23 protein-coding genes are annotated in these 23,375 nt (G+C 59.7%); 6 read left to right on the plus strand and 17 right to left on the minus strand.

Annotation, left to right across the window (positions count from 1 at the left end):
* The first annotated feature begins 55 nt into the window (after positions 1-55).
* Together HX855_RS20500 and HX855_RS20505 are read left to right on the plus strand one after the other, a co-directional pair.
* A complete protein-coding gene (locus tag HX855_RS20500) occupies positions 56-1,102 on the plus strand; it encodes a calcium/sodium antiporter (protein ID WP_177084420.1) in 1,047 nt (348 codons plus the stop codon).
* Complete coding sequence (locus tag HX855_RS20505) at positions 1,099-1,479, plus strand: carboxymuconolactone decarboxylase family protein (protein WP_003216068.1); 381 nt, start codon at positions 1,099-1,101, stop codon at positions 1,477-1,479. The genes HX855_RS20500 and HX855_RS20505 overlap by 4 nt, the downstream gene beginning before the upstream one ends.
* Here HX855_RS20505 and HX855_RS20510 read toward each other — a convergent pair.
* The 5 genes from HX855_RS20510 to kdgD all read right to left on the minus strand — a co-directional run bounded on the left by HX855_RS20510 (position 1,476) and on the right by kdgD (position 8,153).
* Entirely contained in the window at positions 1,476-2,417 is a 942-nt protein-coding gene (locus tag HX855_RS20510) for an AEC family transporter (protein ID WP_177084261.1), read from the minus strand. The two genes, HX855_RS20505 and HX855_RS20510, sit on opposite strands and share 4 nt — an antisense overlap.
* Positions 2,418-2,606: 189 nt before the next feature.
* Positions 2,607-4,160 carry a galactarate dehydratase gene (garD, locus tag HX855_RS20515; protein ID WP_177084262.1) on the minus strand — a complete coding sequence of 518 codons (1,554 nt, stop codon included), beginning with the start codon at positions 4,158-4,160 and terminating at the stop codon, positions 2,607-2,609.
* Between the two features lie 13 nt (positions 4,161-4,173).
* Positions 4,174-5,541, minus strand: a complete 1,368-nt coding sequence (locus tag HX855_RS20520) for an MFS transporter (protein WP_177084263.1) — start codon at positions 5,539-5,541, stop codon at positions 4,174-4,176.
* Positions 5,542-5,741: 200 nt separating this feature from the next.
* Positions 5,742-7,187: an aldehyde dehydrogenase family protein gene (locus HX855_RS20525; RefSeq protein ID WP_003216060.1), complete on the minus strand. Its 1,446-nt coding sequence runs from the start codon at positions 7,185-7,187 to the stop codon at positions 5,742-5,744.
* A gap of 54 nt (positions 7,188-7,241) precedes the next feature.
* A complete protein-coding gene (kdgD, locus tag HX855_RS20530) occupies positions 7,242-8,153 on the minus strand; it encodes a 5-dehydro-4-deoxyglucarate dehydratase (protein WP_003216058.1) in 912 nt (303 codons plus the stop codon).
* A gap of 235 nt (positions 8,154-8,388) precedes the next feature.
* Here kdgD and HX855_RS20535 point away from each other — a divergent pair, with 235 nt between their 5' ends.
* Positions 8,389-9,546, plus strand: a complete 1,158-nt coding sequence (locus HX855_RS20535; protein WP_177084264.1) for a phospholipase — start codon at positions 8,389-8,391, stop codon at positions 9,544-9,546.
* A gap of 177 nt (positions 9,547-9,723) precedes the next feature.
* Here the strand turns inward: HX855_RS20535 and HX855_RS20540 are convergent, their stop codons facing one another.
* From HX855_RS20540 to rplM, 8 genes are all read right to left on the minus strand, one after another.
* Positions 9,724-10,473 carry a FadR/GntR family transcriptional regulator gene (locus HX855_RS20540; RefSeq protein WP_008437251.1) on the minus strand — a complete coding sequence of 250 codons (750 nt, stop codon included), beginning with the start codon at positions 10,471-10,473 and terminating at the stop codon, positions 9,724-9,726.
* Positions 10,474-10,643: 170 nt separating this feature from the next.
* Positions 10,644-11,063, minus strand: a complete 420-nt coding sequence (locus HX855_RS20545; RefSeq protein ID WP_003216051.1) for a ClpXP protease specificity-enhancing factor — start codon at positions 11,061-11,063, stop codon at positions 10,644-10,646.
* Between the two features lie 17 nt (positions 11,064-11,080).
* Entirely contained in the window at positions 11,081-11,698 is a 618-nt protein-coding gene (locus HX855_RS20550; protein WP_010170749.1) for a glutathione S-transferase N-terminal domain-containing protein, read from the minus strand.
* Positions 11,699-11,843: 145 nt separating this feature from the next.
* Complete coding sequence (locus tag HX855_RS20555; RefSeq protein WP_010170751.1) at positions 11,844-12,623, minus strand: cytochrome c1; 780 nt, start codon at positions 12,621-12,623, stop codon at positions 11,844-11,846.
* Entirely contained in the window at positions 12,623-13,834 is a 1,212-nt protein-coding gene (locus tag HX855_RS20560) for a cytochrome bc complex cytochrome b subunit (RefSeq protein WP_003216042.1), read from the minus strand. Before HX855_RS20560 ends, HX855_RS20555 begins: the two co-directional genes overlap by 1 nt.
* Positions 13,834-14,430 (minus strand): ubiquinol-cytochrome c reductase iron-sulfur subunit, encoded by a 597-nt coding sequence (petA, locus tag HX855_RS20565; protein WP_003216040.1) that lies wholly within the window; start codon positions 14,428-14,430, stop codon positions 13,834-13,836. The genes HX855_RS20560 and petA overlap by 1 nt, the downstream gene beginning before the upstream one ends.
* Before the next feature lie 266 nt (positions 14,431-14,696).
* Positions 14,697-15,089: a 30S ribosomal protein S9 gene (gene rpsI / locus HX855_RS20570; protein WP_003216038.1), complete on the minus strand. Its 393-nt coding sequence runs from the start codon at positions 15,087-15,089 to the stop codon at positions 14,697-14,699.
* Positions 15,090-15,103: 14 nt separating this feature from the next.
* Positions 15,104-15,532, minus strand: coding sequence for a 50S ribosomal protein L13 (rplM, locus tag HX855_RS20575; RefSeq protein ID WP_154744692.1), 429 nt, complete (start codon positions 15,530-15,532; stop codon positions 15,104-15,106).
* A 248-nt stretch (positions 15,533-15,780) separates the two neighbouring features.
* Here rplM and HX855_RS20580 point away from each other — a divergent pair, with 248 nt between their 5' ends.
* Complete coding sequence (locus tag HX855_RS20580) at positions 15,781-16,821, plus strand: NADP(H)-dependent aldo-keto reductase (protein ID WP_177084265.1); 1,041 nt, start codon at positions 15,781-15,783, stop codon at positions 16,819-16,821.
* 157 nt (positions 16,822-16,978) lie between these two features.
* Here the strand turns inward: HX855_RS20580 and HX855_RS20585 are convergent, their stop codons facing one another.
* Positions 16,979-18,115 carry an acyl-CoA dehydrogenase family protein gene (locus HX855_RS20585; protein ID WP_177084266.1) on the minus strand — a complete coding sequence of 379 codons (1,137 nt, stop codon included), beginning with the start codon at positions 18,113-18,115 and terminating at the stop codon, positions 16,979-16,981.
* A 221-nt stretch (positions 18,116-18,336) separates the two neighbouring features.
* Between HX855_RS20585 and HX855_RS20590 the strand changes: the two genes are divergently transcribed.
* Positions 18,337-19,257, plus strand: a complete 921-nt coding sequence (locus HX855_RS20590; protein ID WP_176438669.1) for a GlxA family transcriptional regulator — start codon at positions 18,337-18,339, stop codon at positions 19,255-19,257.
* 192 nt (positions 19,258-19,449) lie between these two features.
* Here the strand turns inward: HX855_RS20590 and zapE are convergent, their stop codons facing one another.
* From zapE to HX855_RS20605, 3 genes are all read right to left on the minus strand, one after another.
* On the minus strand, positions 19,450-20,544 hold the full coding sequence (gene zapE / locus HX855_RS20595; protein ID WP_177084267.1) for a cell division protein ZapE: 1,095 nt from the start codon (positions 20,542-20,544) through the stop codon (positions 19,450-19,452).
* Positions 20,545-20,622: 78 nt separating this feature from the next.
* Complete coding sequence (locus tag HX855_RS20600; protein ID WP_177084268.1) at positions 20,623-21,978, minus strand: tryptophan--tRNA ligase; 1,356 nt, start codon at positions 21,976-21,978, stop codon at positions 20,623-20,625.
* 16 nt (positions 21,979-21,994) lie between these two features.
* Positions 21,995-22,624: an alpha/beta hydrolase gene (locus HX855_RS20605; RefSeq protein WP_177084269.1), complete on the minus strand. Its 630-nt coding sequence runs from the start codon at positions 22,622-22,624 to the stop codon at positions 21,995-21,997.
* A gap of 147 nt (positions 22,625-22,771) precedes the next feature.
* Here HX855_RS20605 and HX855_RS20610 point away from each other — a divergent pair, with 147 nt between their 5' ends.
* Positions 22,772-23,209, plus strand: a complete 438-nt coding sequence (locus tag HX855_RS20610; protein WP_010170781.1) for a YhcB family protein — start codon at positions 22,772-22,774, stop codon at positions 23,207-23,209.
* Positions 23,210-23,375 lie beyond the last annotated feature (166 nt).

Raw genomic sequence — 23,375 nt, forward strand, 5'->3', positions numbered from 1 at the left:
CGGAGCCCAGGCCATTTTCGGATTAACCGCCCTCTCGCTCTTCAGCGTGATCGAACTGATCAGCGGCCTGCTGCTGCTCATCGTCGGTGCCGAAGTTCTGGTGCGCGCCGCCGTGCGCCTGGCCGCCAGCCTCAAGGTGCGGCCGCTGATCATCGGCCTGAGCATCGTCGCCTTCGGCAGCAGCGCACCGCAAATGGCGATCAGCCTGCAGGCCACCCTGGCAGACAACACCGACATCGCCGTGGGCAGTGTGATCGGCAGCAGCATCTTCAATACCCTGGTGACCCTTGGCCTGGCCGCCCTGATCATTCCGCTGCGGGTCTCGCGGCAACTGGTGCGCCTGGACATCCCGGTGATGATCCTCGCCAGCCTGCTGGTGTTTGTACTCGCCGCCAATGAAGAACTCACGCCCGTCGACGGCCTGTTGCTGCTGGCCGCCCTGGTGGCCTACCTCGGCGTGCTGCTCTACCAGACCCGCCACTCCCGCCGCCCCCGCACCCTCGACACCGTGGTGCAGGCACCCTGGCTGAGCAGCGTGTTGCTGATGATCGGCGGGCTGCTGATCCTCGTACTCGCCGGGCACCTGCTGCTGGGCGCCGCGGTGGACGTGGCCGAGGACCTCGGGCTGTCGGAACGCATCATCGGCCTGACGCTGATGGGCGTCGGCACCTCGCTACCGTGCCTCGCCACCTCGTTGATCGCCGCCCTGCGTGGGCAACGGGAAATCGCCGTGGGCAACGTGATCGGCAGCAACCTGTTCAACCTGCTCGGGGTGCTGGGTTTTACCGCCCTGGTGGCGCCCTCGCCATTGTCGGTGTCGCCCAACGCCCTGGATTTCGACCTGCCGGTGATGCTCGGCGCGGTCGCGCTGTGCCTGCCGGTGTTTTATTCGGGGTACCGGGTCACGCGGGCCGAAGGCCTGGTGTTCCTGGGCCTGTATTTGGTGTATGGGCTGCACGTGGTGTCGTTCACCTTCGGCATGCCGCTGGCCAACACGCTTGAACAACTGATGCTGTATTACGTCCTGCCAGCGCTGGTGGCTTTCCTGTTGTTCACCTCGCTGCGAGCCTGGCGCCGCCAACACAAGAGGGAATCGCAATGACCGAACAGAAAAAGCCCGGCGTTGAAATGCGCCGCCAGGTAATGGGTGATGTGTTTGTGGATAGGGCGCTGGGCAATGCCACCGAGTTCAGCCAGCCGCTGCAGGATTTCGTCAACGAGCACGCCTGGGGCAGCGTGTGGAATCGTGAAGGGTTACCGCTGAAAACCCGCAGCCTGATCACCCTCGCGGCCTTGACCGCCCTCAAGTGCCCGCAGGAACTCAAGGGCCATGTGCGCGGCGCGCTGAACAATGGGTGCACCGTGGAGGAGATTCGCGAAGCGCTGCTGCATTGCGCGGTGTATGCCGGTGTGCCGGCCGCGATTGATGCCTTTCGTGCCGCTCAGGAAGTGATCGACAGTTACCAGAAAGACGCTTAGATCCAGCCGCCCGCCTGCAACACGAAGATCCCGATATTTGTGGTCACCGCCGCCATCAAGGTGGTGATCACGATAATCGCGGCCGCCAGCTCATGATTGCCCTCCGCCGCCCGCGCCATCACAAAACTGGCCGCCGCCGTGGGCGAACCGAAGTACAGGAACAAAATCCCCAGCTCCGCACCACGGAACCCCAGGAGCCACGCACCCAGGGTCGCGAGCACCGGCAGCCAGACCATCTTCATCAGGCTGGCACTCAGGGCCATGTTCCCGCTTTTGCGCAGTGCCGCCAACGACAACGTGCCGCCGATACAGATCAACGCCAACGGCAACGTCATGTCCGCCAGGTACTGCCCGGAGGATTCCAGCCAGCCGGGCAAGCCCATCTGGAAATACGCAAAGGGTGCCGCCGCGATCACGCTGATGATCAATGGGTTGGCCAGCACACTCTTGAAGATGCTCCACGGATCGGACTTGATCACCGGGCTGTACACCGCCAGCACAATGGTCGAGAGGGTGTTGTAGAACAGGATCACCAGCGCCGCGAGCACGGCCCCCAGGGAAATCCCGTAGTCGCCGTACATGCTGGCCGCCAGGGCCAGGCCGATCACGCCGTTGTTACCGCGAAACGCGCCCTGGGCGTAAATGCCGCGGTCTTCCCGTGGGCAACGAAAGATCGCCCAGCCCCAGGCCAGGGCGAAGCTCAACAGGGTGGCGACGGAGAAATAAATCAGCAGCCCGGGCTTGAGGGCCGAATGCAGGTCGGCGTGGAGAATCCCCAGGAACAGCAAGGCCGGCATGGTGACGTTGAACACCAGCGACGAAGCCGTGTGGATAAAGTTGTCGTTGATCCAATGGATGCGCTTGAGCAGGACGCCCAGGAACAGCATGGCAAACACCGGCGCGGTGATGTTCAGGGTTTGTAGGAAGATTGCCAGCATGCCGGAGAGAACCTTGGGTGGGCGTCGGTAGGTGGCTAATGATAAGCCACCTGGCACGGGTTCGTCTGGAGCACACCGATCAAATGTGGGAGCTGGCTTGCCTGCGATGGCGTCGGTACAGCAAACATCATTGTTGACTGACCTACCGCTATCGCAGGCAAGCCAGCTCCCACACAGTGCACAGCTGTATCAGGTGATCGGCGCCGGGTTGAACAACGTAATGTCGTTATGCAGCTTGTGCTGCTCCGCCCATGTCTGCTTCTTGCCGCTGGCCACATCCAGGTAGAAGTGGAACAACTCCCAGCCTAATTCCTCGATCGTCGCGCGCCCGGTAGCAATCCGCCCGGCGTCGATATCAATCAGGTCCGGCCAGCGCTGCGCCAGCTCGGTGCGCGTCGAGACCTTCACCACCGGCGCCATCGCCAGCCCATACGGCGTGCCACGCCCGGTGGTGAACACATGCAGGTTCATCCCCGCCGCCAACTGCAGCGTACCGCACACAAAATCACTGGCCGGCGTGGCGCAAAAGATCAGACCCTTGCGATTAAACCGCTCGCCCGGGCCAAGCACGCCGTTGATCGCACTGCTGCCCGACTTGACGATGGAGCCCAACGACTTCTCGACAATATTCGACAACCCGCCCTTCTTGTTGCCCGGCGTGGTGTTGGCGCTGCGATCCGCCTCGCCCTTGGCCAGGTAGCGGTCGTACCAATCCATTTCCCGCACCAGCTCCCGGGCCACGTCCTGGTTCTGTGCACGGGACGTCAGCAGGTAGATGGCATCGCGCACTTCGGTCACTTCGGAAAACATCACCGTCGCGCCCGCCCGCAGCAACAAATCCGAGGCGTAACCCAGTGCCGGGTTGGCGGTGATGCCGGAGAAGGCATCACTGCCGCCGCACTGCATGCCGAGGATCAACTCCGACGCCGGTACCGTTTCCCGCCGACGCAGGTCGAGTTTCTTCAGACGGGTTTCAGCCAATTCCATGATCTGTTCGATCATTTCGGTAAAACCATGGCTGGAATCCTGCAACCGGTACAGCCACGGCTCACTCAGATCAACCGAGCTGTCGTTTTCATGCATCACCTGCCCGGCCTGCAATTTCTCGCAACCCAGGCTGATCACCAGGGCCTCGCCGCCCAGGTTCGGATTGCGCGCCAAGTTGCGCACCGTGCGGATCGGGATGTAGGCGTCAGTGGCGGTAATCGCCACGCCGCAGCCGTAGCTGTGGGTCAGCGCGACCACGTCATCGACGTTCGGGTACTTGGGCAACAACTCGTCCTTGATGCGCTTGACCGCATGGTCCAGCACCCCGGTGACACACTGCACTGTGGTGGTGATCCCCAGAATATTGCGCGTGCCAACGGTACCGTCGGCATTGCGATAACCCTCGAAGGTAAAGCCTTCCAGCGGCGCCTGAGCCTCGGGCACCTCGGTGGACAGCGGCAAGCTGTCCAGGGGTGGCGCCGTGGGCATGCGCAGTTGATCTTCCTGCACCCAACTGCCGCGAGGAATCGGGCGCAAGGCATAACCGATGGTCTGGCCGTAGCGAATGATCCGGCCGCCTTCAGGGATGTCTTCCAGGGTCACCTTATGGCTTTGGGGAATGAAATCCACCGTCACCAGGCCGTCGGGAAACTCAGTCCCCGCCGGTACACCCTGGTCGTTGACCACAATCACCACGTTATCCAGCGCGTGCAAACGAATGGAGCGTGGCGAATCGGCATGTTCAATCAACTGCATGACGCGGGCCCCTTCAGGAATGCGCTTGGGAAAGTTTAGTCAGCTCAGGGCCGTTGGCCGGCGGCTCTTTAAGCACCACACGCTTGATCGGACCGACGATCACCAGGTAGCTGAACACCGCCAGCAAGGCGTTGGCACCGACGAACACCAACGCCCATTTGAAGGAGCCGGTGGTGCTGATGATGTAGCCGATCACAATCGGGGTGCTGATGGACGCCAGGTTGCCGAACATATTGAACAAGCCACCACTCAAGCCAGCGATTTGTTTCGGCGAAGTGTCGGACACCACCGCCCAACCCAGTGCGCCCACGCCTTTACCGAAGAAGGCCAGGGCCATGAAGCCCACCACCATCCATTCGATATCCACGTAGTTGCATGCCACGATGCTGCTGGAAATCAGCAAGCCACCAATGATCGGCGCCTTGCGGGCGAAGGTCAGCGAATGGCCTTTGCGCAGCAGGTAGTCGGAAATAACCCCGCCCAACACCCCCCCGATAAAGCCGCAGATCGCCGGCAACGAAGCGATGAAGCCAGCCTTGAGGATGGTCATGCCGCGCTCCTGGACCAGGTACACCGGGAACCAGGTCAGGAAGAAGTAAGTAATGCCGTTGATGCAGTACTGGCCCAGGTACACGCCGAGCATCATGCGGTTGGTCAGCAACTGACGGATGTAGTCCCACTTCGGGCCGTCGGTTTTCTTGCCTTTGCCCTTGTCCTGGTCCATGTCGACCATGGCGCCGTTGGCAGCAATATGTTCAAACTCGGCTTCGTTGATCATCGGATGGTTGCGCGGACTGTGGATAACTTTCAGCCAGATCAGCGAGAACACGATACCGATGCCGCCCATCACCACAAACACATGCTGCCAGCCAAAGGTGTAGACGATCCAGCCCATCAGCGGCGCGAACAACACGGTGGCGAAGTACTGCGCCGAGTTGAAGATCGCCGAGGCGGTGCCGCGTTCAGCCGTAGGAAACCACGCCGCCACAATGCGGGCATTTCCGGGGAAGGACGGCGCTTCAGCAAGGCCCACCAGGAATCGCAACATAAACAGCGCAACGATGGCCGTGGAGACACCAAACTCACCGACATAGCCTTGCAGCACGGTGAACAGTGACCAGGTAAAGATGCTCAGGGCGTAGACTTTTTTCGAACCGAACCGGTCCAGCAGCCAGCCGCCGGGAATTTGCCCGGCCACGTAGGCCCAACCGAATGCGGAGAAGATATAGCCGAGGGTGACGGCGTCAATGCCGAGGTCTTTTTTTTGCAGGCTGGAGCCGGCAATGGCAATGGTGGCACGGTCGGCGTAGTTGATCGTGGTCACCAGGAACAGCATGAGCAGGATCAAATAGCGGACGTGAGTCGGCTTGGTCGCTTGCATGAAGATGTACTCCCACTAATTATTTTTTTTGCGGGTAATCAAATTGTTTACTGCGGCTGGTTGCCTGGCTTTATGTGGGAGCTGGCTTGCCTGCGATAGCGGTGTGCCAGGCAACAACTCGGCTGCCTGACACACCACTATCGCGGGCAAGCCCGGCTCCCCCATAAAGCACCAGCAGTCCCATTGCCGGGTATTGCGTGTTACGAACCGATGTAGCTGGTTTTCACCACGGTGTAGAACTCTTGCGCATAGCGACCCTGCTCACGCGAACCGTAGGATGAACCCTTACGGCCACCGAATGGAACGTGGTAATCCACACCGGCAGTCGGCAGATTGACCATCACCATCCCGGCCTGGGAATGACGCTTGAAGTGGTTGGCATATTTCAGCGAAGTGGTGGCAATACCCGCCGACAGGCCGAACTCGGTGTCGTTGGCCATCGCCAGCGCCGCTTCGTAATCCGCCACGCGAACCACGTTGGCCACCGGGCCGAAGATCTCTTCACGGCTGATGCGCATCGCGGCTTCGCTGTCGGCAAACAGCGTCGGCGCGAGGAAGTAACCCTCGGTGTCACACGTCACCAGCTCACCACCGCTGACCAGCCGGGCACCTTCGCTCTGGCCGATGTCGATGTATTTCAAGTCCTGGTCCAGCTGGGCCTGGGAAACCACCGGACCAATGTCGGTACCGGTTTTCAGCGCGTGGCCGACCTTGATCGACTTCATGCGCTCAGCCATGGCCGCGACGAACTGGTCGTGAATCCCGGCGGTGACAATAAAGCGGCTGGAAGCGGTGCAACGCTGACCGGTGGAGTAGAACGCGCTCTGTACCGACAGCTCGACGGCTTGCTTGAGGTCGGCGTCGTCGAGAATGATCTGCGGGTTCTTGCCGCCCATTTCCAACTGCACCTTGGCCTGGCGCGACACGCAGCTGACAGCAATCTGACGCCCCACGCCAACGGAGCCGGTAAAGCTGATGCCGTCGACTTTCGGGCTGTTGACCATGGCATCACCGACCACACGGCCGCTGCCCATCACCAGGTTGAACACGCCGGCGGGGAAGCCGGCGCGGGAGATGATTTCGGCCAGGGCCCAGGCGCAGCCCGGTACCAGTTCTGCCGGCTTGAGCACCACACAGTTACCGTAGGCCAGGGCCGGGGCGATCTTCCAGGCTGGAATGGCAATCGGGAAGTTCCACGGGGTGATCAGGCCAACCACGCCCAAGGCTTCACGGGTGACTTCAACATTGACGCCCGGGCGCACCGACGGCAAGTAGTCGCCGGACAGACGCAGGCATTCACCCGCGAAGAATTTGAAGATGTTGCCGGCACGGGTCACTTCGCCGATGGCTTCGGGCAGGGTCTTGCCCTCTTCCCGGGCCAGCAGGGTGCCAAGCTCTTCGCGACGGGCGAGGATTTCAGTGCCGACTTTATCCAGGGAGTCATGACGGGCCTGGATACCGGACGTGGACCACGCCGGGAACGCAGCGCGCGCCGCGTCGATAGCCGCGTGGACTTGGGCGAGGTCAGCCTTGGCGTATTCGCCAATGACATCAGACAACTCCGACGGGTTGATATTGGCCGAGTAGTCGGCGCCGGCAACCCACTGGCCACCGATGTAGTTTTCAAAACGCTTGGCTTGGGACACGAATGCTCTCCTGACGCAAAAAGCCGCTGATTACTCAGCGGCCTTGGTGATGGGTTATTGCGCGCCTTGCTTGTCGATCAGCGCGGCCAGGGCTTCGTATTCTTCCGGCAGCAGATCGGTCAGCGGCGTACGCACGGGGCCCGCGTCGTAGCCGACGATTTTCGCCCCGGCCTTGACGATGCTCACAGCGTAACCGGCCTTGCGGTTACGGATGTCGAGGTAAGGCAGGAAGAAGTCGTCGATGATCTTGCCGACGGTGGCGTGATCTTCCCGGGCAATGGCGTGGTAGAAATCCATCGCGGTTTTCGGAATGAAGTTGAACACTGCCGAGGAGTACACCGGCACGCCCAGGGCCTTGTAGGCAGCGGCGTAAACCTCTGCAGTCGGCAAGCCACCCAGGTAGCTGAAACGGTCACCGAGGCGACGGCGGATCGACACCATCAATTCAATGTCACCGAGGCCGTCCTTGTAGCCGATCAGGTTCGGGCAGCGCTCGGCCAGGCGTTCCAGCAACGGTGCGGTCAGGCGGCAGACGTTGCGGTTGTAGACCACGACGCCGATTTTGACTGACTTGCACACCGCTTCAACGTGGGCCGCAACCCCGTCCTGGCTGGCTTCGGTCAGGTAGTGCGGCAGCAACAGCAGGCCTTTGGCGCCCAGACGCTCGGCTTCCTGGGCGTACTCGATGGCCTGGCGGGTGGCACCGCCTACACCGGCAAGAATCGGCACGCTGGTGGCGCAGGTATCCACCGCGGTTTTCACCACTTGGGAATATTCGCTGGCCGCCAGGGAGAAAAACTCACCGGTGCCGCCAGCAGCGAACAAGGCCGTGGCGCCGTAAGGGGCCAGCCATTCCAGGCGCTTGATGTAGCCCGCCTGGTGGAAATCACCCTGGGCGTTGAAATCGGTCACCGGGAAAGACAGCAGACCGTGAGAGAGGATGGACTTCAGTTCTTGTGGATTCATTATTCGAACACCCTGGGCGAAGACTTTCTGTTGTGAGATTACGGATGGTTATCTTGATGTCGTACGTCATCGTACAACTATAAAAATATTCGTCAACTGCAATTCATCGACCTTCTGCGGGTTCGGGATTTGTATGCGCTTCTCTTGACGTAGGAAATTTCTCCTCTATGCTCGATTTAACTGTATATACATACAGTTATTACGGAAGATTCCTACGACATAGCAAGGAGCTAACATGTCAGATCTTGAACTCGCCACACCTGGAAAAACCCCGCCCACCCTGCGTTTTGAAGGCGGTGAACACACCGCCATCGGCGACGACATCCTGTTGCGATTCGCCAAGGACGCCCCGGCGATTCCCGCGCGACAGGTGGAATTGCACCTGCCCAATGGCCTTGCCCTGCGCTATGGCCAGATCATCGCCCTGGGCGGTGATTTCTATGGCATTCCCGGGCGCCCCATCAACGAGGGCGCATCGGCTGCAGATCGCGTGCAGCGCTTTACCGATGCGTTCAACTCGCTGGCCGTATTGCCGGCGTCACGGGAAGAAGCGGGCAAGATCCTGGCGGTGATGCAAAAGGAGATCAACGCGGTCAACCAGGCGATCAAGGACGGCAAGCAACCCCACGAAGCCTATGACGCGCTGGGCGACACCTTGTCCGAGGAATGGAACCGCATCACCGGCGGCGGCAGTGCGGTTTCGGTGCTGATTCCCCTGGGACGCTACCTGAAACTGGCCGCAGACAATGCCGACCACTTCGGCGAATGGGCGTTGGCGGCCTATCTCGCGGGCCATACTGCGGCGCTGCAGCAAGCCGTCGTGGCCCATCAGACCGGCACTGACCAGGCGCTGGAACTGGCGTATGCCATGAACAGCTTCGCTGATCACTTTTTGACCGATCTGTTTTCCGCCGGGCACCTGCGGGTACCGCGCAAACAACTGGCGGCGGTGGTGACACCGGGAGAACTGGGCTCGCTGATCAGCCGCTTCATGCACGACGAAGACAGCAAGTTCGGGCTGAATGTGCGCAATGCCCTGGGCGAGCAGTGGCACGCCTACGGTGATAAACGCTATTTCGACAGCAACGACGCAGCCAACCGGGCCATGGTCAAGCGTGCCGTGCAGGCTTCGGCTGATGAGATCTTCGAAACGTTTATCAGCGGCGTGGCACCCTCCCCGGCCACCTTCAAGGCGCCGTTGTATGTGCCGGACCTGAACGCCGCACAAAACCCGGCGAATAACTTTTCACCGCTGTTCAAGGCAGAAGGCGACAAAGTGCTGCGGCGCAAGGACGTCAACAACCTGAACGACAAGCAGTGGACCAATGACTGGTGGGGCTGGAGTACGTATCTGTTGCTGAAGGACTACACGCCGAATACTCCGGCCAGCTAAGCGAGCCGATCCTCAAGGCAACAAAGATCAAATGTGGGAGCTGTCGAGCCCCGGCGAGGCTGCGAAGGGATCGACGCGGTGTACCTGATAGACCTCAGCGCCTGCATCGCAGCCTCGCTGAAGCTCGACAGCTCCCACACTGAATCTGCATCGCGCTAGAAATCCCATCCCAACGACTTAACCGCGCTGCGCCTCTGCCTCTTCATGGGCATGACGCAGCCGCTCACGGCTGTTGGTCAGGTGCAACCGCATGGCCGCCCGTGCGGCATCCGAATCCTGGCGAGCGATCGCTTCATAGATCTCTTCGTGTTCGCGGCTCAGGCGGCTCATGTAATGCTGCTGGTCGTCATGGGCCAGGCGCGCCGAATTCAGCCGCGTGCGCGGAATGATGCTGGTACCCAGGTGGGTCATGATGTCGGTGAAGTACCGGTTGCCGGTGGACAGGGCAATCTGCAGGTGGAACTGGAAATCCGACGCCACCGCATCACCGGCGTGGGCCGCACTTTCGTTCAAGGCATCGAGGGCTGCGCGCATGCCCGCCAACTGCTCGTCGCTTCGACGCTGGGCAGCAAGCCCGGCAGACTCCACTTCCAGGCTGATGCGCAATTCGAGGATCGCCAGTACATCACGCAGGGTGACGACCGTGGCCGGGTCAATCCGAAAACCGCTGGGGCTCGGCGTATCCAACACAAAGGTGCCGATACCGTGACGAGTCTCCACCTGCCCGGCTGCCTGCAATCGCGAGATAGCTTCACGCACCACGGTGCGGCTGACCCCATGGGCGTCCATGATCGCCGACTCGGTGGGCAGTTTGTCGCCACGTTTGAGTTGGCCGTCGCGGATCTGCTCGGACAACACCGTGACCAATTCCTGGGCAAGGCTGCGGCGCTTGCGGGGAAGACGAGGGGCGGCGCTGGAGTTTTCCATGATGAATCATCTATCTCGGCGATCTGAAGCACGCATGATAGCCCATGGCGGTTGTACGATCACCGTCCTGTCATGACTTTCATCTATAACCGGCGGGGTTTTCGCCAGGCAAAAAAATGCCCCGGCACCGCCGAGGCATTTTTGACACCGGCCCGAGGGCCTGCGCCTTGTTACTTCACCACTTTCAGGCTCGGCCGACCGCTTGGACGCGGTGGCTCGGAATCCGGCGGCGGTACATCATCTTCGCCTTCGAGCTCGATCGCTTCGTCATCCTCAAGGGACGACTCCAGATCAAACACCATGCCCTGGCCATTTTCCCGGGCGTAGATCCCGAGGATGGCGCCGATGGGCACGAACAGCGTATGGGGCACACCGCCGAAACGCCCTTCGAAGCTGACCGCTTCATTGTCCATGTGCAGGTGTCGCACAGCACTGGGTGAAACGTTCAGGACGATTTGTCCGTCACTGGCAAAACCTTGCGGTACCTGAACCGCAGGAAACTCGGAATTGACCAGCATGTGCGGGGTGCAATCGTTGTCCACTATCCACTCATAGAGCGCGCGGACCAGGTAAGGTCGACTGGAGTTCATCAACGGCTCCTTAAGCCTTAGCGCATATCGCGTTCGACACCAGACAGACTCGCCTGGAAAGCCTCACGCGCAAACTGGCGCTCCATGTAGTCAAGCAGCGGCTTGGCAGGCCGCGGCAATTCAATGCCCAAAATCGGCAAGCGCCAGAGTATGGGTAATAGGCAGCAATCCACCAGACTTTGTTCCTCGCTGAGGAAAAAAGGTTTGTCGGCAAATAACGGCGAAACACCGGTCAGGCTCTCGCGCAATTCCTTGCGCGCCTGAACCCGGGCGGCTTCTTTGCTGCGCGAATCCAGAATCAGGTCCACCAGGCCACACCAGTCACGCTGGATCCGATGGATCAGCAGGCGGCTGTTGGCACGCGCCACCGGATACACCGGCAGCAACGGCGGGTGGGGATAACGCTCATCCAAGTATTCCATCACCACGGTTGACTCCCACAACGCCAGGTCACGATCGACCAGGGTGGGCAAGCTGCCGTAAGGGTTCACTTCGATCAGTTTTGGCGGGTGACGACCCGCTTCAACCGTAATGATCTCTGCGCTGACACCCTTCTCTGCGAGCACGATGCGTACTCGGTGGGAATAGTGGTCGGCGGGGTCGGAGTAACAGGCCAACCGATTGGTCACGCCCATGGCGGTCCTCCTCGCTTGTTGAAATTATCGGAAGCTCAAAAACGAGCGCGCCCAGTGAGCATCTCCGTGACGCCTGGATTAACCAGACTTACCTTCAGAGATGCCGCTGGGCGCGCAAGATTAACAGCAATTACTTACGGTTGGATCAATGCACATCCTTCCAGTATTCGCGTTTCAGCAGATAGGCGAACACGAAGAAGAAGGCCAGGTACAGCAACACATAGGTACCAATGCGCTGATGCTGCAGCTTCACTGGGTTGGCCGAGTAGGCCAGGAAGGTCACCAGATTCTTGACCTTCTCGTCGAACTGCTCTTCGTTCAGCGCGCCGGTCTTCGGCACTATGGTCAGCTGATCGCACGCTTCATGAGTCAAAGGCGTACCGGTGAGCGGATCATACTGCTTCTTGCCGTCTTCGACGATTTGTACTTGCTTGCATCCTACCACCTGGCGGCCTTGCAGGCCGACCAGAACGTTAGGCATACCGACGTTCGGGAACACTTTGTTGTTCACGCCGTAGGGACGCGTCGGGTCTTCGTAGAAGGACTTCAGGTAGCCATAGAGCCAATCGGTGCCACGCACACGGGCCACCAGGGTCAGGTCGGGCGGCGCAGCCCCGAACCAGGTCTTGGCGTCGGCAGGTTGCATGCCGATGGTCATGTGGTCGCCGATCTTCGCACCGGTGAACACCGAGTGGCTGAGCATCACGTCATGGGGGATGCCCAGGTCATCGGCCACACGCTCGTAACGCTGGAACTTGGCGCTGTGGCAGCCCATGCAATAGTTGGTGAACGTACGCAGCCCGTCCTGCATGGCGGCCTTGTCCGACACGTCGATGTCGACTTTTTCCAACTCGGGGCCGTGTTCAGCGGCGAAAGACAGCAGCGGCAGGGCCGCAAGAATGAATGCAACGAATAATTTTTTCATCAGCCAGTCACCCTTTCCGGTACCGGTTTGGTCTTCTCGAGCCGGGTGTAGAACGGCATCAGAATGAAGTAGGCGAAGTACAGGAAGGTGCAGACCTGCGACAGCAACGTACGCTCCGGGGTCGGCGCCAATACGCCCAGTACACCCAGGATCACGAACGCAATGCAGAACACCCACAGCCAGATCTTGCTCAGCCAGCCCTTGTAGCGCATGGACTTGACCGGGCTACGGTCGAGCCAGGGCAGCACGAACAGCACCGCAATCGCCGCGCCCATGGCGATCACGCCCATGAGTTTGTCGGGAATCGCGCGCAAGATCGCGTAGAACGGGGTGAAGTACCAGACCGGGGCAATGTGTTCCGGGGTCTTGAAGGCGTTCGCCTGTTCGAAGTTCGGTTTCTCGAGGAAATAACCGCCCATCTCCGGGAAAAAGAACACGATCGAGCAGAAGATGAACAGGAACACCACCACGCCGACAATGTCTTTCACGGTGTAGTACGGGTGGAACGGAATACCGTCCAGGGGTACGCCGTTTTCATCCTTGTGCTTCTTGATGTCCACGCCATCGGGGTTGTTCGAACCCACTTCGTGCAGCGCCAGGATGTGCAGCACCACCAGGCCCAGAATCACGATCGGCAAGGCCACCACGTGCAAGGCGAAGAAGCGGTTCAATGTGATCCCGGAGATCAGGTAGTCACCGCGAATCCACTGGGTCAGGTCGTTGCCGATGACCGGGATCGCGCCAAACAGCGAGATGATCACCTGGGCGCCCCAATAGGACATCTGGCCCCACGGCAGCAGGTAGCCCATGAAGGCCTCGGCCATCAGCGCCAGGTAGATCAGCATGCCGAACACCCACACCAGCTCGCGGGGCTTCTGGTAAGAACCGTAGAGCAAGCCACGGAACATATGCATGTAGACGACGATGAAGAACGCCGAGGCGCCAGTGGAGTGCAGCAGGCGCAGGATCGAGCCGTACTCGACGTCACGCATGATGTATTCGACGGAGGCGAAGGCTTCTTCGGCCGACGGGGTGTAGCTCATCGTCAGCCAGACACCGGTAACGATCTGGTTGACCAGTACCAGAAGTGCCAGGGAGCCAAAGAAATAGAAGAAGTTGAAATTCTTCGGTGCGTAGTACTTGCTGAGGTGGTCTTCCCACATCTTGGTCGCGGGGAAGCGCGCATCTACCCAATCCATGAACTTGCTCATCAGGCTTTCTCCCCCTCGTCGACGCCAATGACAATGACACTGTCAGTCTCGTAGTGATGTGGCGGAACTGGCAGGTTCAGTGGTGCGGGTTGTGACTTGTAGACGCGGCCAGCGAGGTCGTAGTGAGAACCGTGGCACGGGCAGAAATAGCCCCCGACCCAGTCCTTGCCCAGGTCCGCGGGCGCCACTTCCGGGCGGAAGGTGGGAGAGCAACCCAAGTGGGTGCAGATACCGATCAGCAGCAGAATCTCCGGCTTGATCGAGCGAATTTCCTTATCGACGTAAGCGGGTTGGTCGGAATTCTTCGAGTCGGGGTCAGACAGTTGGCCCTCGATCTTCTTCAGATTCCCCAGGATTTCCTCAGTACGACGAACGATGAACACTGGCTGACCGCGCCATTCAGCAATCATTTGCTGGCCTGGATCGATCTTGCTGACATTCACCTTCACCGGTGCACCTGCGGCTTTCGCCTTGGCACTGGGAAACCATGACCCCACGAACGGGACCGCAGCCCCCACCGCTCCTGCAGCACCCACCACGGATGTGGCTGCTACCAAGAAGCGACGCCGGCCTGCATTCACGCCGTCATTGCTCATTCAGTCCTCTCCCATCAGCTTTGTGGCCTGTTAAATCAGGCGTCTACTAAGTGTTAAATCTGAACTTATAAAAATTTTGCCGAATGGTAATGAAAAGCCACACGCCTGACAAGGTAATTACCCCCAGCACTGGCTCCAAGCCTTTGAGTATAGGGGCTCTACGGATGTGGCAAGTTGTCACAGAGATTTTTTTACATAAATAGCAGGCAATAAAAAACGCCCAGCTCCGTGAGGAGGCTGGGCGTTTTCTGGAACGTAAAAGCGAATTAACGCTTCGAGTACTGCGGACGCTTACGCGCTTTACGCAGACCAACTTTCTTACGTTCAACTTCACGAGCATCGCGAGTAACGAAGCCGGCTTTGCGCAGAGCGCCACGCAGGGTTTCGTCGTACTGCATCAGAGCGCGAGTGATACCGTGGCGGATTGCGCCAGCTTGACCACTTACACCGCCACCGATAACGGTGACGTAGATGTCGAACTTTTCAACGGTCTCGGTCAATTCCAGCGGCTGACGAACTACCATGCGGGCAGTTTCGCGACCGAAGAAGTTTTCCAGAGTGCGGTTGTTGATCGAGATGTTACCAGTACCCGGACGCAGGAAAACGCGAGCGGTAGCGGTTTTGCGACGGCCAGTGCCGTAATTTTGAGTCGCCGACATAATGAACTATTCCGTTAAAACTTCAGTTCTTGGGGCTGCTGAGCAGCATGAGGGTGAGCAGCGCCCGCATAGACTTTCAGCTTGCGATACATGTCGCGACCCAGTGGGCCCTTCGGCAGCATACCTTTAACCGCGATCTCGATCGGGGCTTCAGGCTTCTTGGCAATCAGGCCTTCGAAATTCGAAGACTTGATACCGCCTGGGAAACCGGAGTGACGGTAGTACATTTTGTCTTGCGCTTTGTTGCCGGTAACACGTACCTGCTCGGCGTTGATGATGACAATGTAGTCACCGGTATCAACGTGAGGGGTGTACTCAGGCTTGTGCTTGCCACGCAGACGGCTGGCGACTTCAGTGGCCAGACGACCCAGGGTCTGACCAGCGGCGTCGACGACAAACCAGTCGCGCTGAACTGTTTCTGGTTTTGCAGTAAAAGTTGTCATTCTTTAATAGCCTCAGGGGCCGCCCTGTAAATTAGACGGCGGATCTTACTGAATAGTGCGTACTTTGACAAGTCAAAGGCAGCCGGATACAGACGCTATCGGGGGCTCGGGTCGGCGCGTCCGTTCAACGGCAAGATTCTTCGGCAGGCGGCGCATCACTTCCACTGCAGAAAGAGGTGGGCAATTATGCAGATTGCCAAAAAAATTTCAACCTGCTTTTATGATTGTTTTCCCCGAAGGAGTACCCGATGGACTATCGACAGCTGGGCCGTACCGATCTGAACGTGAGCGCGATAGCCTTGGGCACCATGACCTGGGGCGAGCAGAACAGCGAGGCAGAGGCCTTCGCACAGATCGAACGGGCCAAGGCCGCGGGGATCAACTTCCTCGACACCGCGGAAATGTACCCGGTGCCGCCCAAGGCCGACACCTACGCGACTACCGAACGTTATATCGGCAATTACTTCAAAAGCCGCGGCGACCGTGCCGACTGGATCCTCGCCAGCAAGATCGCCGGCCCCGGCAACGGTATCGACTACATCCGTGACCGCAACCTCAAGCACAACCGCACCCATATCGTCGAAGCCCTCGACGCCAGTCTCAAGCGCCTGCAGACCGACTGGATCGACCTGTACCAACTGCATTGGCCGGAGCGCAACACCAATTTCTTCGGTAAGTTGAGTTACAAGCACGAAGATCAGCCCGACCTCACGCCGCTGGAAGAAACCCTCGAAGCACTGGACGAGCAGGTAAAAGCCGGCAAGATCCGCCACATCGGCCTGTCCAACGAAACCCCGTGGGGCACCATGAAGTTCCTGGCCCTGGCCGAAGCGCGTGGCTGGACCCGGGCGGTGTCGATCCAGAACCCCTACAACCTGCTCAACCGCAGCTTTGAAGTGGGCCTGGCGGAAATCGCCATTCGTGAACAATGCGGCTTGCTGGCGTATTCACCCCTGGCGTTCGGCATGCTCAGCGGCAAGTACGAAGGGGGCGCACGCCCGGCCAACGGTCGCCTGAGCCTCTATAGCCGCTTCAGCCGCTACTTCAATGCGCAGTCGGAAGCGGCATGCAGCCGTTACGTGGCACTGGCCCGTGAGCACGGCCTGGACCCGGCGCAGATGGCATTGGCGTTTGTGACCCAACAGCCGTTCGTGACCAGCAACATCATCGGCGCCACGACCCTGGAGCAACTGGACAGCAACATTGCCAGCGCTGATGTGAAACTGTCGGATGAAGTGCTGGCGGGGATTGAGGCGATCCAGAAGGATCATCCGAATCCTGCGCCGTGATTGATCCTGTGGTGAGGGGGCTTGTCCCCCGTTGGGCTGCGAAGCGGCCCTGAAACCTGCCACCTCGGCTGGCCTGAAAGAATGAGGTGGCTTATTGGGGCTGCTGCGCAGCCCAACGGGGGACAAGCCCCCTCGCCACATGAATCTCTCTGCGCCGTCAAAGTGCCCGCGCAATAATCTCCTTCATGATCTCATTCGTCCCCGCATAAATGCGCTGCACCCGCGCATCCGCCCACGCCCGTGCAATCGGGTATTCCCACATAAACCCGTAACCCCCATGCAGTTGCACACACTCATCCAGCACTTTGCATTGCAGGTCCGTGGCCCAGTATTTGGCCATCGCGGCGGTAGGCACATCGAGCTTGCCCTCCAGGTGCAATTCCATGCACTTGTCGACGAACACCCGGCCAATCTGGGTTTCGGTGGCAATTTCCGCCAGCTTGAAACGGGTGTTCTGGAAGTCGATGATCGCCTTGCCAAACGCCTTGCGGTCGCGGGTGTACTCCAGTGTCCATTGCAACGCCGCCTCGGCTGACGACAACGCCCCGATTGCCACCGTCAGACGCTCCTGCGGCAATTCCTGCATCAGATAGGCAAAGCCCATTCCCGCCTGGCCCAGCAGATTTTCCTTGGGCACCCGTACATCCTGAAAGAACAGCTCCGACGTATCCTGAGCCTTCATCCCGACCTTCTCCAGGCGCTTGCCCTTGTCGAAACCCGGCGTATCAGCCTCCACCAGAAACAGGCTGGTGCCCTTGGCACCGGCCTTGGGGTCGGTCTTGGCAACGACAATCACCAGGTCCGCCAGGAAGCCATTGGTGATGAACGTTTTGGAGCCGTTGATCACGTATTCATCACCGTCCAGCACGGCCGTGGTCTTGACCCCTTGCAGATCCGACCCTGCACCCGGCTCGGTCATGGCAATGGCCGTGACCATCTCCCCGGAGATCAATTTGGGCAGGTATTTGTGCTTCAGCGCCTCACTGCCGTAATGCAGGATATAGGGCGCAACAATGTCCGAATGCAGGGAGAAACCAATCCCGGTCAGCCCCAGGCGGCTGATCTCCTCGATCACCACCGCACTGTAGAGAAAATCCGCCCCCAGGCCGCCGTACGCTTCCGGCAGGTGCGAGCAGAGCATCCCCGCCTCCCCTGCCTTGTTCCACAGGTTGCGATCAATGTAGCCCTGCTTTTCCCATTGCCCGTGGAACGGCGCTGCGTCTTTTTCGAGGAAGGTGCGCACGCTCTGGCGGAAGAGTTCGTGCTCCGAGCTGAACAAGGTTCTGGGAATCATGGGTCACCTGCGTGAGATTGTCGGACAAGACCGGGATCACAGAGCCTAAGCCGCCAAGCCGTCACGGGACACTGGACACATGCGACAAAAAATAAGACGATCCAGCCGTCTGGTGACCACTTTCCCCTATAAGAATAAATGAAATTATGTCTAACCAAATCTCCACGCCCTTGCGGCGCGTCAGCATTTTGGCCATTGATCGGGTATTCGCTTCAACCCTCATGCAAGCCAAGGATTTCTTCCATCTCGCCAGCCTGCGCTACGGCAAACAGCTGGGCCAGGGCCTTACACCGGCGTTTGAAACCCGCCTGGTCAGCCCTGACGGGCAATCGGTGCGCAGCTTCAGCGACGTGATCATGCCGGTGGACGGCGGCCTCGAAAACGCCGACATCATCGTGCTCCCGGCCTTCTGGGACGACTTCGACTCACTGTGCCAACGCTACCCCCAAGTACTGCCCTGGCTGCGCGAGCAACATGCCCGTGGCGCCGTGCTCTGCGGCGAAGCCACCGGGGTGTTCTGGCTCGCCGAAGCCGGCCTGCTGGACGGCAAGGAAGCGACCACCTACTGGCGCTTTTTCAACGCCTTCAGCGAACGCTTCCCCAAGGTGCAACTGAACCAGGACAAGCACCTGACCGACGCCGACAACCTGTACTGCGCCGGCGGCACCACCTCGGCTTGCGACCTTTATATCTACCTGATCGAGCGTTTCTGCGGCGCCAACATCGCCCAGGCTGTGGCCCGCGACATCCTCTATGAAGTGCAACGCAACTATGCCCCGGGGCGCATCGGGTTTGGCGGCCAGAAGCTGCACCAGGATGTGATCATCCTGCAGATCCAGCATTGGCTCGAAGAGCACTTCGCCGACAAGTTCCGTTTCGAAGACGTGGCCCGGGAACACGGCATGAGCATCCGTAACTTCATGCGCCGCTTCCAGACCGCCACGGGTGACAAGCCGCTGCATTACCTGCAGCGCCTGCGCATCGAGACCGCCAAGGGCTTGCTGTCCGGCAGCCGCAAGAGCATCAAGACCATCAGTTACGAAGTGGGTTACGACGACGCGAGTTTCTTTGCGCGATTGTTCCGCCAGCACACCGAGTTGTCGCCGAACCAGTACCGGCAGCAGTTCCAGCAAGCCGCGTAACCAAAGGGTATACACAGTAAAATGTGGGAGCTGGCTTGCCTGCGATGGCGGCGTGTCAGCCACCAGATGCATTAGCTGACAGACCGCTATCGCGGGCAAGCCCGGCTCCCACCTTTGATTTCTGTTGACCTGGAAATTTTGCATAAAAAAGGCCCGCATCGCTGCGGGCCTTTTTCATTTCGAGCACATCGCTTATGGCTTGTGCGCCCGCGACAGGAACTCATGGGACTGCATTTCCAGCAAGCGGCTCAAGGTCCGCTGGAATTCGAAGTTCAAGCGACCGCCGGTGTACAGGTCCTTGAGTTCGACTTCTGCCGAGATGATCAGCTTGACGTTACGGTCGTAGAATTCGTCGACCATGTTGATAAAGCGCCGCGCGATGTCGTCAGTGGTGACGGTCATCTGCTCGACGCCGCTCAAGATCACCGCGTGGAAGATCTTGCCCAGTTCGATGTAGTCGTTTTGGCTGCGAGGGCCGTCGCACAGTTCGCGGAAGTCGAACCAGGCCACGTCGTCGCAGGTGCGCAGCGCGATGATTTCGCGGTTTTCGATGATCAACTTATCGTTTTCGATGGCCTGGGTGCATTCCGGCGTCAGCGCGCGGAAGCTTTTGCGCAGGCTTTCCTGGGCCGCTTCGTTGAGCGGGAAGTGGAACAGTTCGGCTTGCTCAAGGTGACGCAGGCGGTAGTCGACGCCGCTGTCGACGTTGACGATATCGGTGTTCTGCTTGATCAGGGCGATGGCCGGCAGGAAGCGCGCGCGCTGCAGGCCGTCCTTGTACAGGCCGTCTGGCACGATGTTCGACGTGGCGACCAGGGTCACGCCGTTCTTGAACAGCTCTTCCATCAGGGTGCCGAGGATCATCGCGTCGGTGATATCGGACACGAAGAACTCATCGAAACAGATCACCCGCGCTTCGTCGGCGAAACGCTTGGCGATGATGGTCAGCGGGTTCTTTTCGCCCGGCAGGGTCTTCATCTCTTCGTGCACACGCTTCATGAAGCGGTGGAAGTGAGTGCGGACCTTTTCCTTGAACGGCAGCGCTTCGAAGAAGGTATCGACCAGGTACGTCTTGCCCCGGCCAACACCACCCCAGAAGTACAGGCCCTTGACCGGCGTGTGGTCTTTCTTGCCAAACAACTTGCTGAACATGCCCGGCTTGTTCTGCGAGGCCTGGACCAGATCGTCATACAGGCGCTGCAAATGGCGCACCGCAGTTTCCTGGGCAGCGTCATGGAAGAATTCAGGGCGTTTCAGATCAGCTTGATATCGTTCTAGGGGCGTCATAATTCGTTAGCAAGGCAACAAAAACGGGCCGCCACTGTAACGACGGCCCTGAAGAATGGCAATCAACCCTTGGTCGGGTTAATCCTCGATTGGGGTCAACGCAACGCGCAAGGCTTCGATGGCGGCATCCCGGGAGGCGCCGTCGGCGAACTCAGGGCTGTCGGCCACCGCCGCGCCTTCCAGCCACACGCTGAAGCTCAAGGCTTCGCTGCGCACATCCAGCGCCTGGCCCGATTGCAGTTGCTTGGTCACCGCGCCGGCGGTTTTACCGTCGGCAAAGTTGCGTGACAGCAGCAGTTGCTCGCCTTCGGCCGCCAGCAAACGGAAGCGGAAGCTGCCGTCGTCTTCTCGGAAGCTGACAAAGCGTGGGGCTTTAGCGGCTTTCTTCTTGGTGCTGGCGGCAACGGCAGTCTGGTTGACGAACGAGCGTAGGCCCACCGCCTCACGCAGCTCGGCCAGGAACGGTGCAGCCACGGCGCGGGCTTTCTGGGCGCCGACCAGCAGCAGGTCTTCCATGTCGGAGGGGCGCGACATCAGTTGGTGGTAACGCTCACGCGCCTCACCCAGTTGGCCGTCCAGCAATTGGAACAGACGGTTCTTCGCCTCGCCCCAGCCCAGGCCTTGCAGCAGTTCGCCGCGGAATGCTTCTTCCTGGGCCTTGGTGGCAAACGCCTGGTACAGGGTGAACAGGTGCGAGTTGTCCGGGTCCTTGGCTTCGCCCGGCGCGCGGGAGTCGGTGACGATGCGCGAGATCGCGTCCTTCATGTCCTTGGCGCTGGTGAACAACGGGATGGTGTTGTCGTAGCTTTTGGACATCTTGCGGCCATCCAGGCCCGGCAAGGTGGCGACGCTTTCTTCGATCAGCGCCTCGGGCATGGTGAAGAATTCTTTGCCATTGCCGAACAGGTGGTTAAAGCGCTGGCCGATGTCCCGGGCCATTTCCACGTGCTGAATCTGGTCACGTCCAACCGGCACCTTGTGGGCGTTGAACATCAGGATGTCCGCTGCCATCAGCACCGGGTAGCTGTACAGGCCCATGGTGATGCCCGCATCCGGGTCTTCGCCGTTTTCCAGGTTCTTGTCCACCGAAGCCTTGTAGGCGTGCGCACGGTTGAGCAGGCCCTTGGCCGCCACGCAGGTCAGCAACCAGGTCAGCTCGGGGATTTCCGGGATGTCGGACTGGCGATAGAACGTCACCCGGTTCACATCCAGGCCACCGGCCAGCCAGGTCGCGGCGATTTCCATACGCGAGCGCTGGATGCGCTGCGGGTCATCGCACTTGATCAAGGCGTGGTAGTCGGCCAGGAAATAGAAGGAATCGGCGTTGGCGTCCTGGCTGGCAAGGATCGCCGGGCGAATCGCGCCGGCGTAGTTGCCCAGGTGCGGCGTGCCGGTGGTGGTGATGCCGGTGAGGATGCGGGTACGGGTCGTCATGGGTGATCGCTTGTCATCAATTCGAAAGACGTGGCAGCACAAGATCCTTGAGATCGGTCAGCTTGCCATGAAAAAAGTGTCCGCATTCTGCCACTTTCAGAAGCGTATGGGGGCGATTCAGGGCGGCGGACCAGTCGTAGACGAGTTGTGGGTCGACCACTTCGTCGGTTTCCGGCTGGATCACGGTCAACGGGCAGCCTTGTGGCAGCACATCGTTATCCCGCAGGCGCATCACGGCCGCAGCCACCATGAACAGGTGGGCGAGTTGTTCGCCCTTGGCTTCCAGGCGGCCACCGAGGGTGGCGGCAACAAACCCGCCGAAGGAAAACCCCAGCAGGGTGATCGGCAGGTCGGGATGTTTTTCACGCAGCCAGGCGGCGGCGGCTTCGGCGTCGTCGACTTCACCGGTGCCCATATCGTGCGTACCGGCGCTGGCGCCGACCCCGCGATAATTAAAACGTAACGTAATCAAGCCCGCGTCGCGCGCCGTGCGCTGCAGGGTCGATACGACTTTATTGAGCATGGTGCCGCCCTGCACCGGGTTAGGGTGGCAGATCAGCGCCAGGCCACGTGGCTCGGGGTGATCCAGATACAGGGCTTCCAGTTGGCCTACCGGGCCATCGATCAAAACAGGGGTTTCACGCATCAGCAAGGAAGGAACTCCGTGACCTCTCAAAGGGTCGACTCGTCTAGCTAAAAGTCTGTGCATGGCATCATTGCGAGCTTAATCGCGGTATACAGCGCAGGTCCGAGCCGTTAACGTAAAGCAAAGCCGTTTATAGAGGAAGGACTCGTGGAACACTCGCTCTTAGTTTGGTTGTTGCCGACTCTCGCCTTGGTTGCCGGTGTCGCCATTGGATTCCTGGTTGCCCGCCTGTTGCCGAATGCCGCGCCTAACCGCACGCAGCGTCAGCTGGATGACATTCAGGAACGTTTTGACAGTTATCAGAACGAGGTTGTTACCCACTTCAACAGCACCGCGACCCTGGTGAAAAAGCTCACTCAGAGCTATCAGGAAGTACAGGATCATCTCGCCGAGGGTGCCAACCGCCTGGCCCTGGACGACATCACCCGCCAGCGTCTGCTGGCCGCGCTGCATTCCGATGCACCGCAAGCGCCACGGGAGCGCCTGACCCCGCCCCGGGAAAATCAGGAACCGCCACGGGACTACGCGCCAAAAACGCCCAACGCCCCAGGGATGCTGGATGAGCATTACGGCCTGAAGAAGTAACAGGTTTTCAGGCGACATGAAAAAGCCCGGCTGATCGATGATCAGCCGGGCTTTTTTTGTTTGGCTTCGTTGGATGGAGTGAGTACATATCCGTTGCTGCGGTCAGGGCTGCTATGGGTTCCGCTCTTACAGCGGGTCACTTTTGAAAGGAGCCCAAAAGTAACCA

It is taken from the genome of Pseudomonas sp. IPO3778, from assembly GCF_013386825.1.
In the GTDB taxonomy this organism is placed as follows: Bacteria; Pseudomonadota; Gammaproteobacteria; order Pseudomonadales; family Pseudomonadaceae; genus Aquipseudomonas.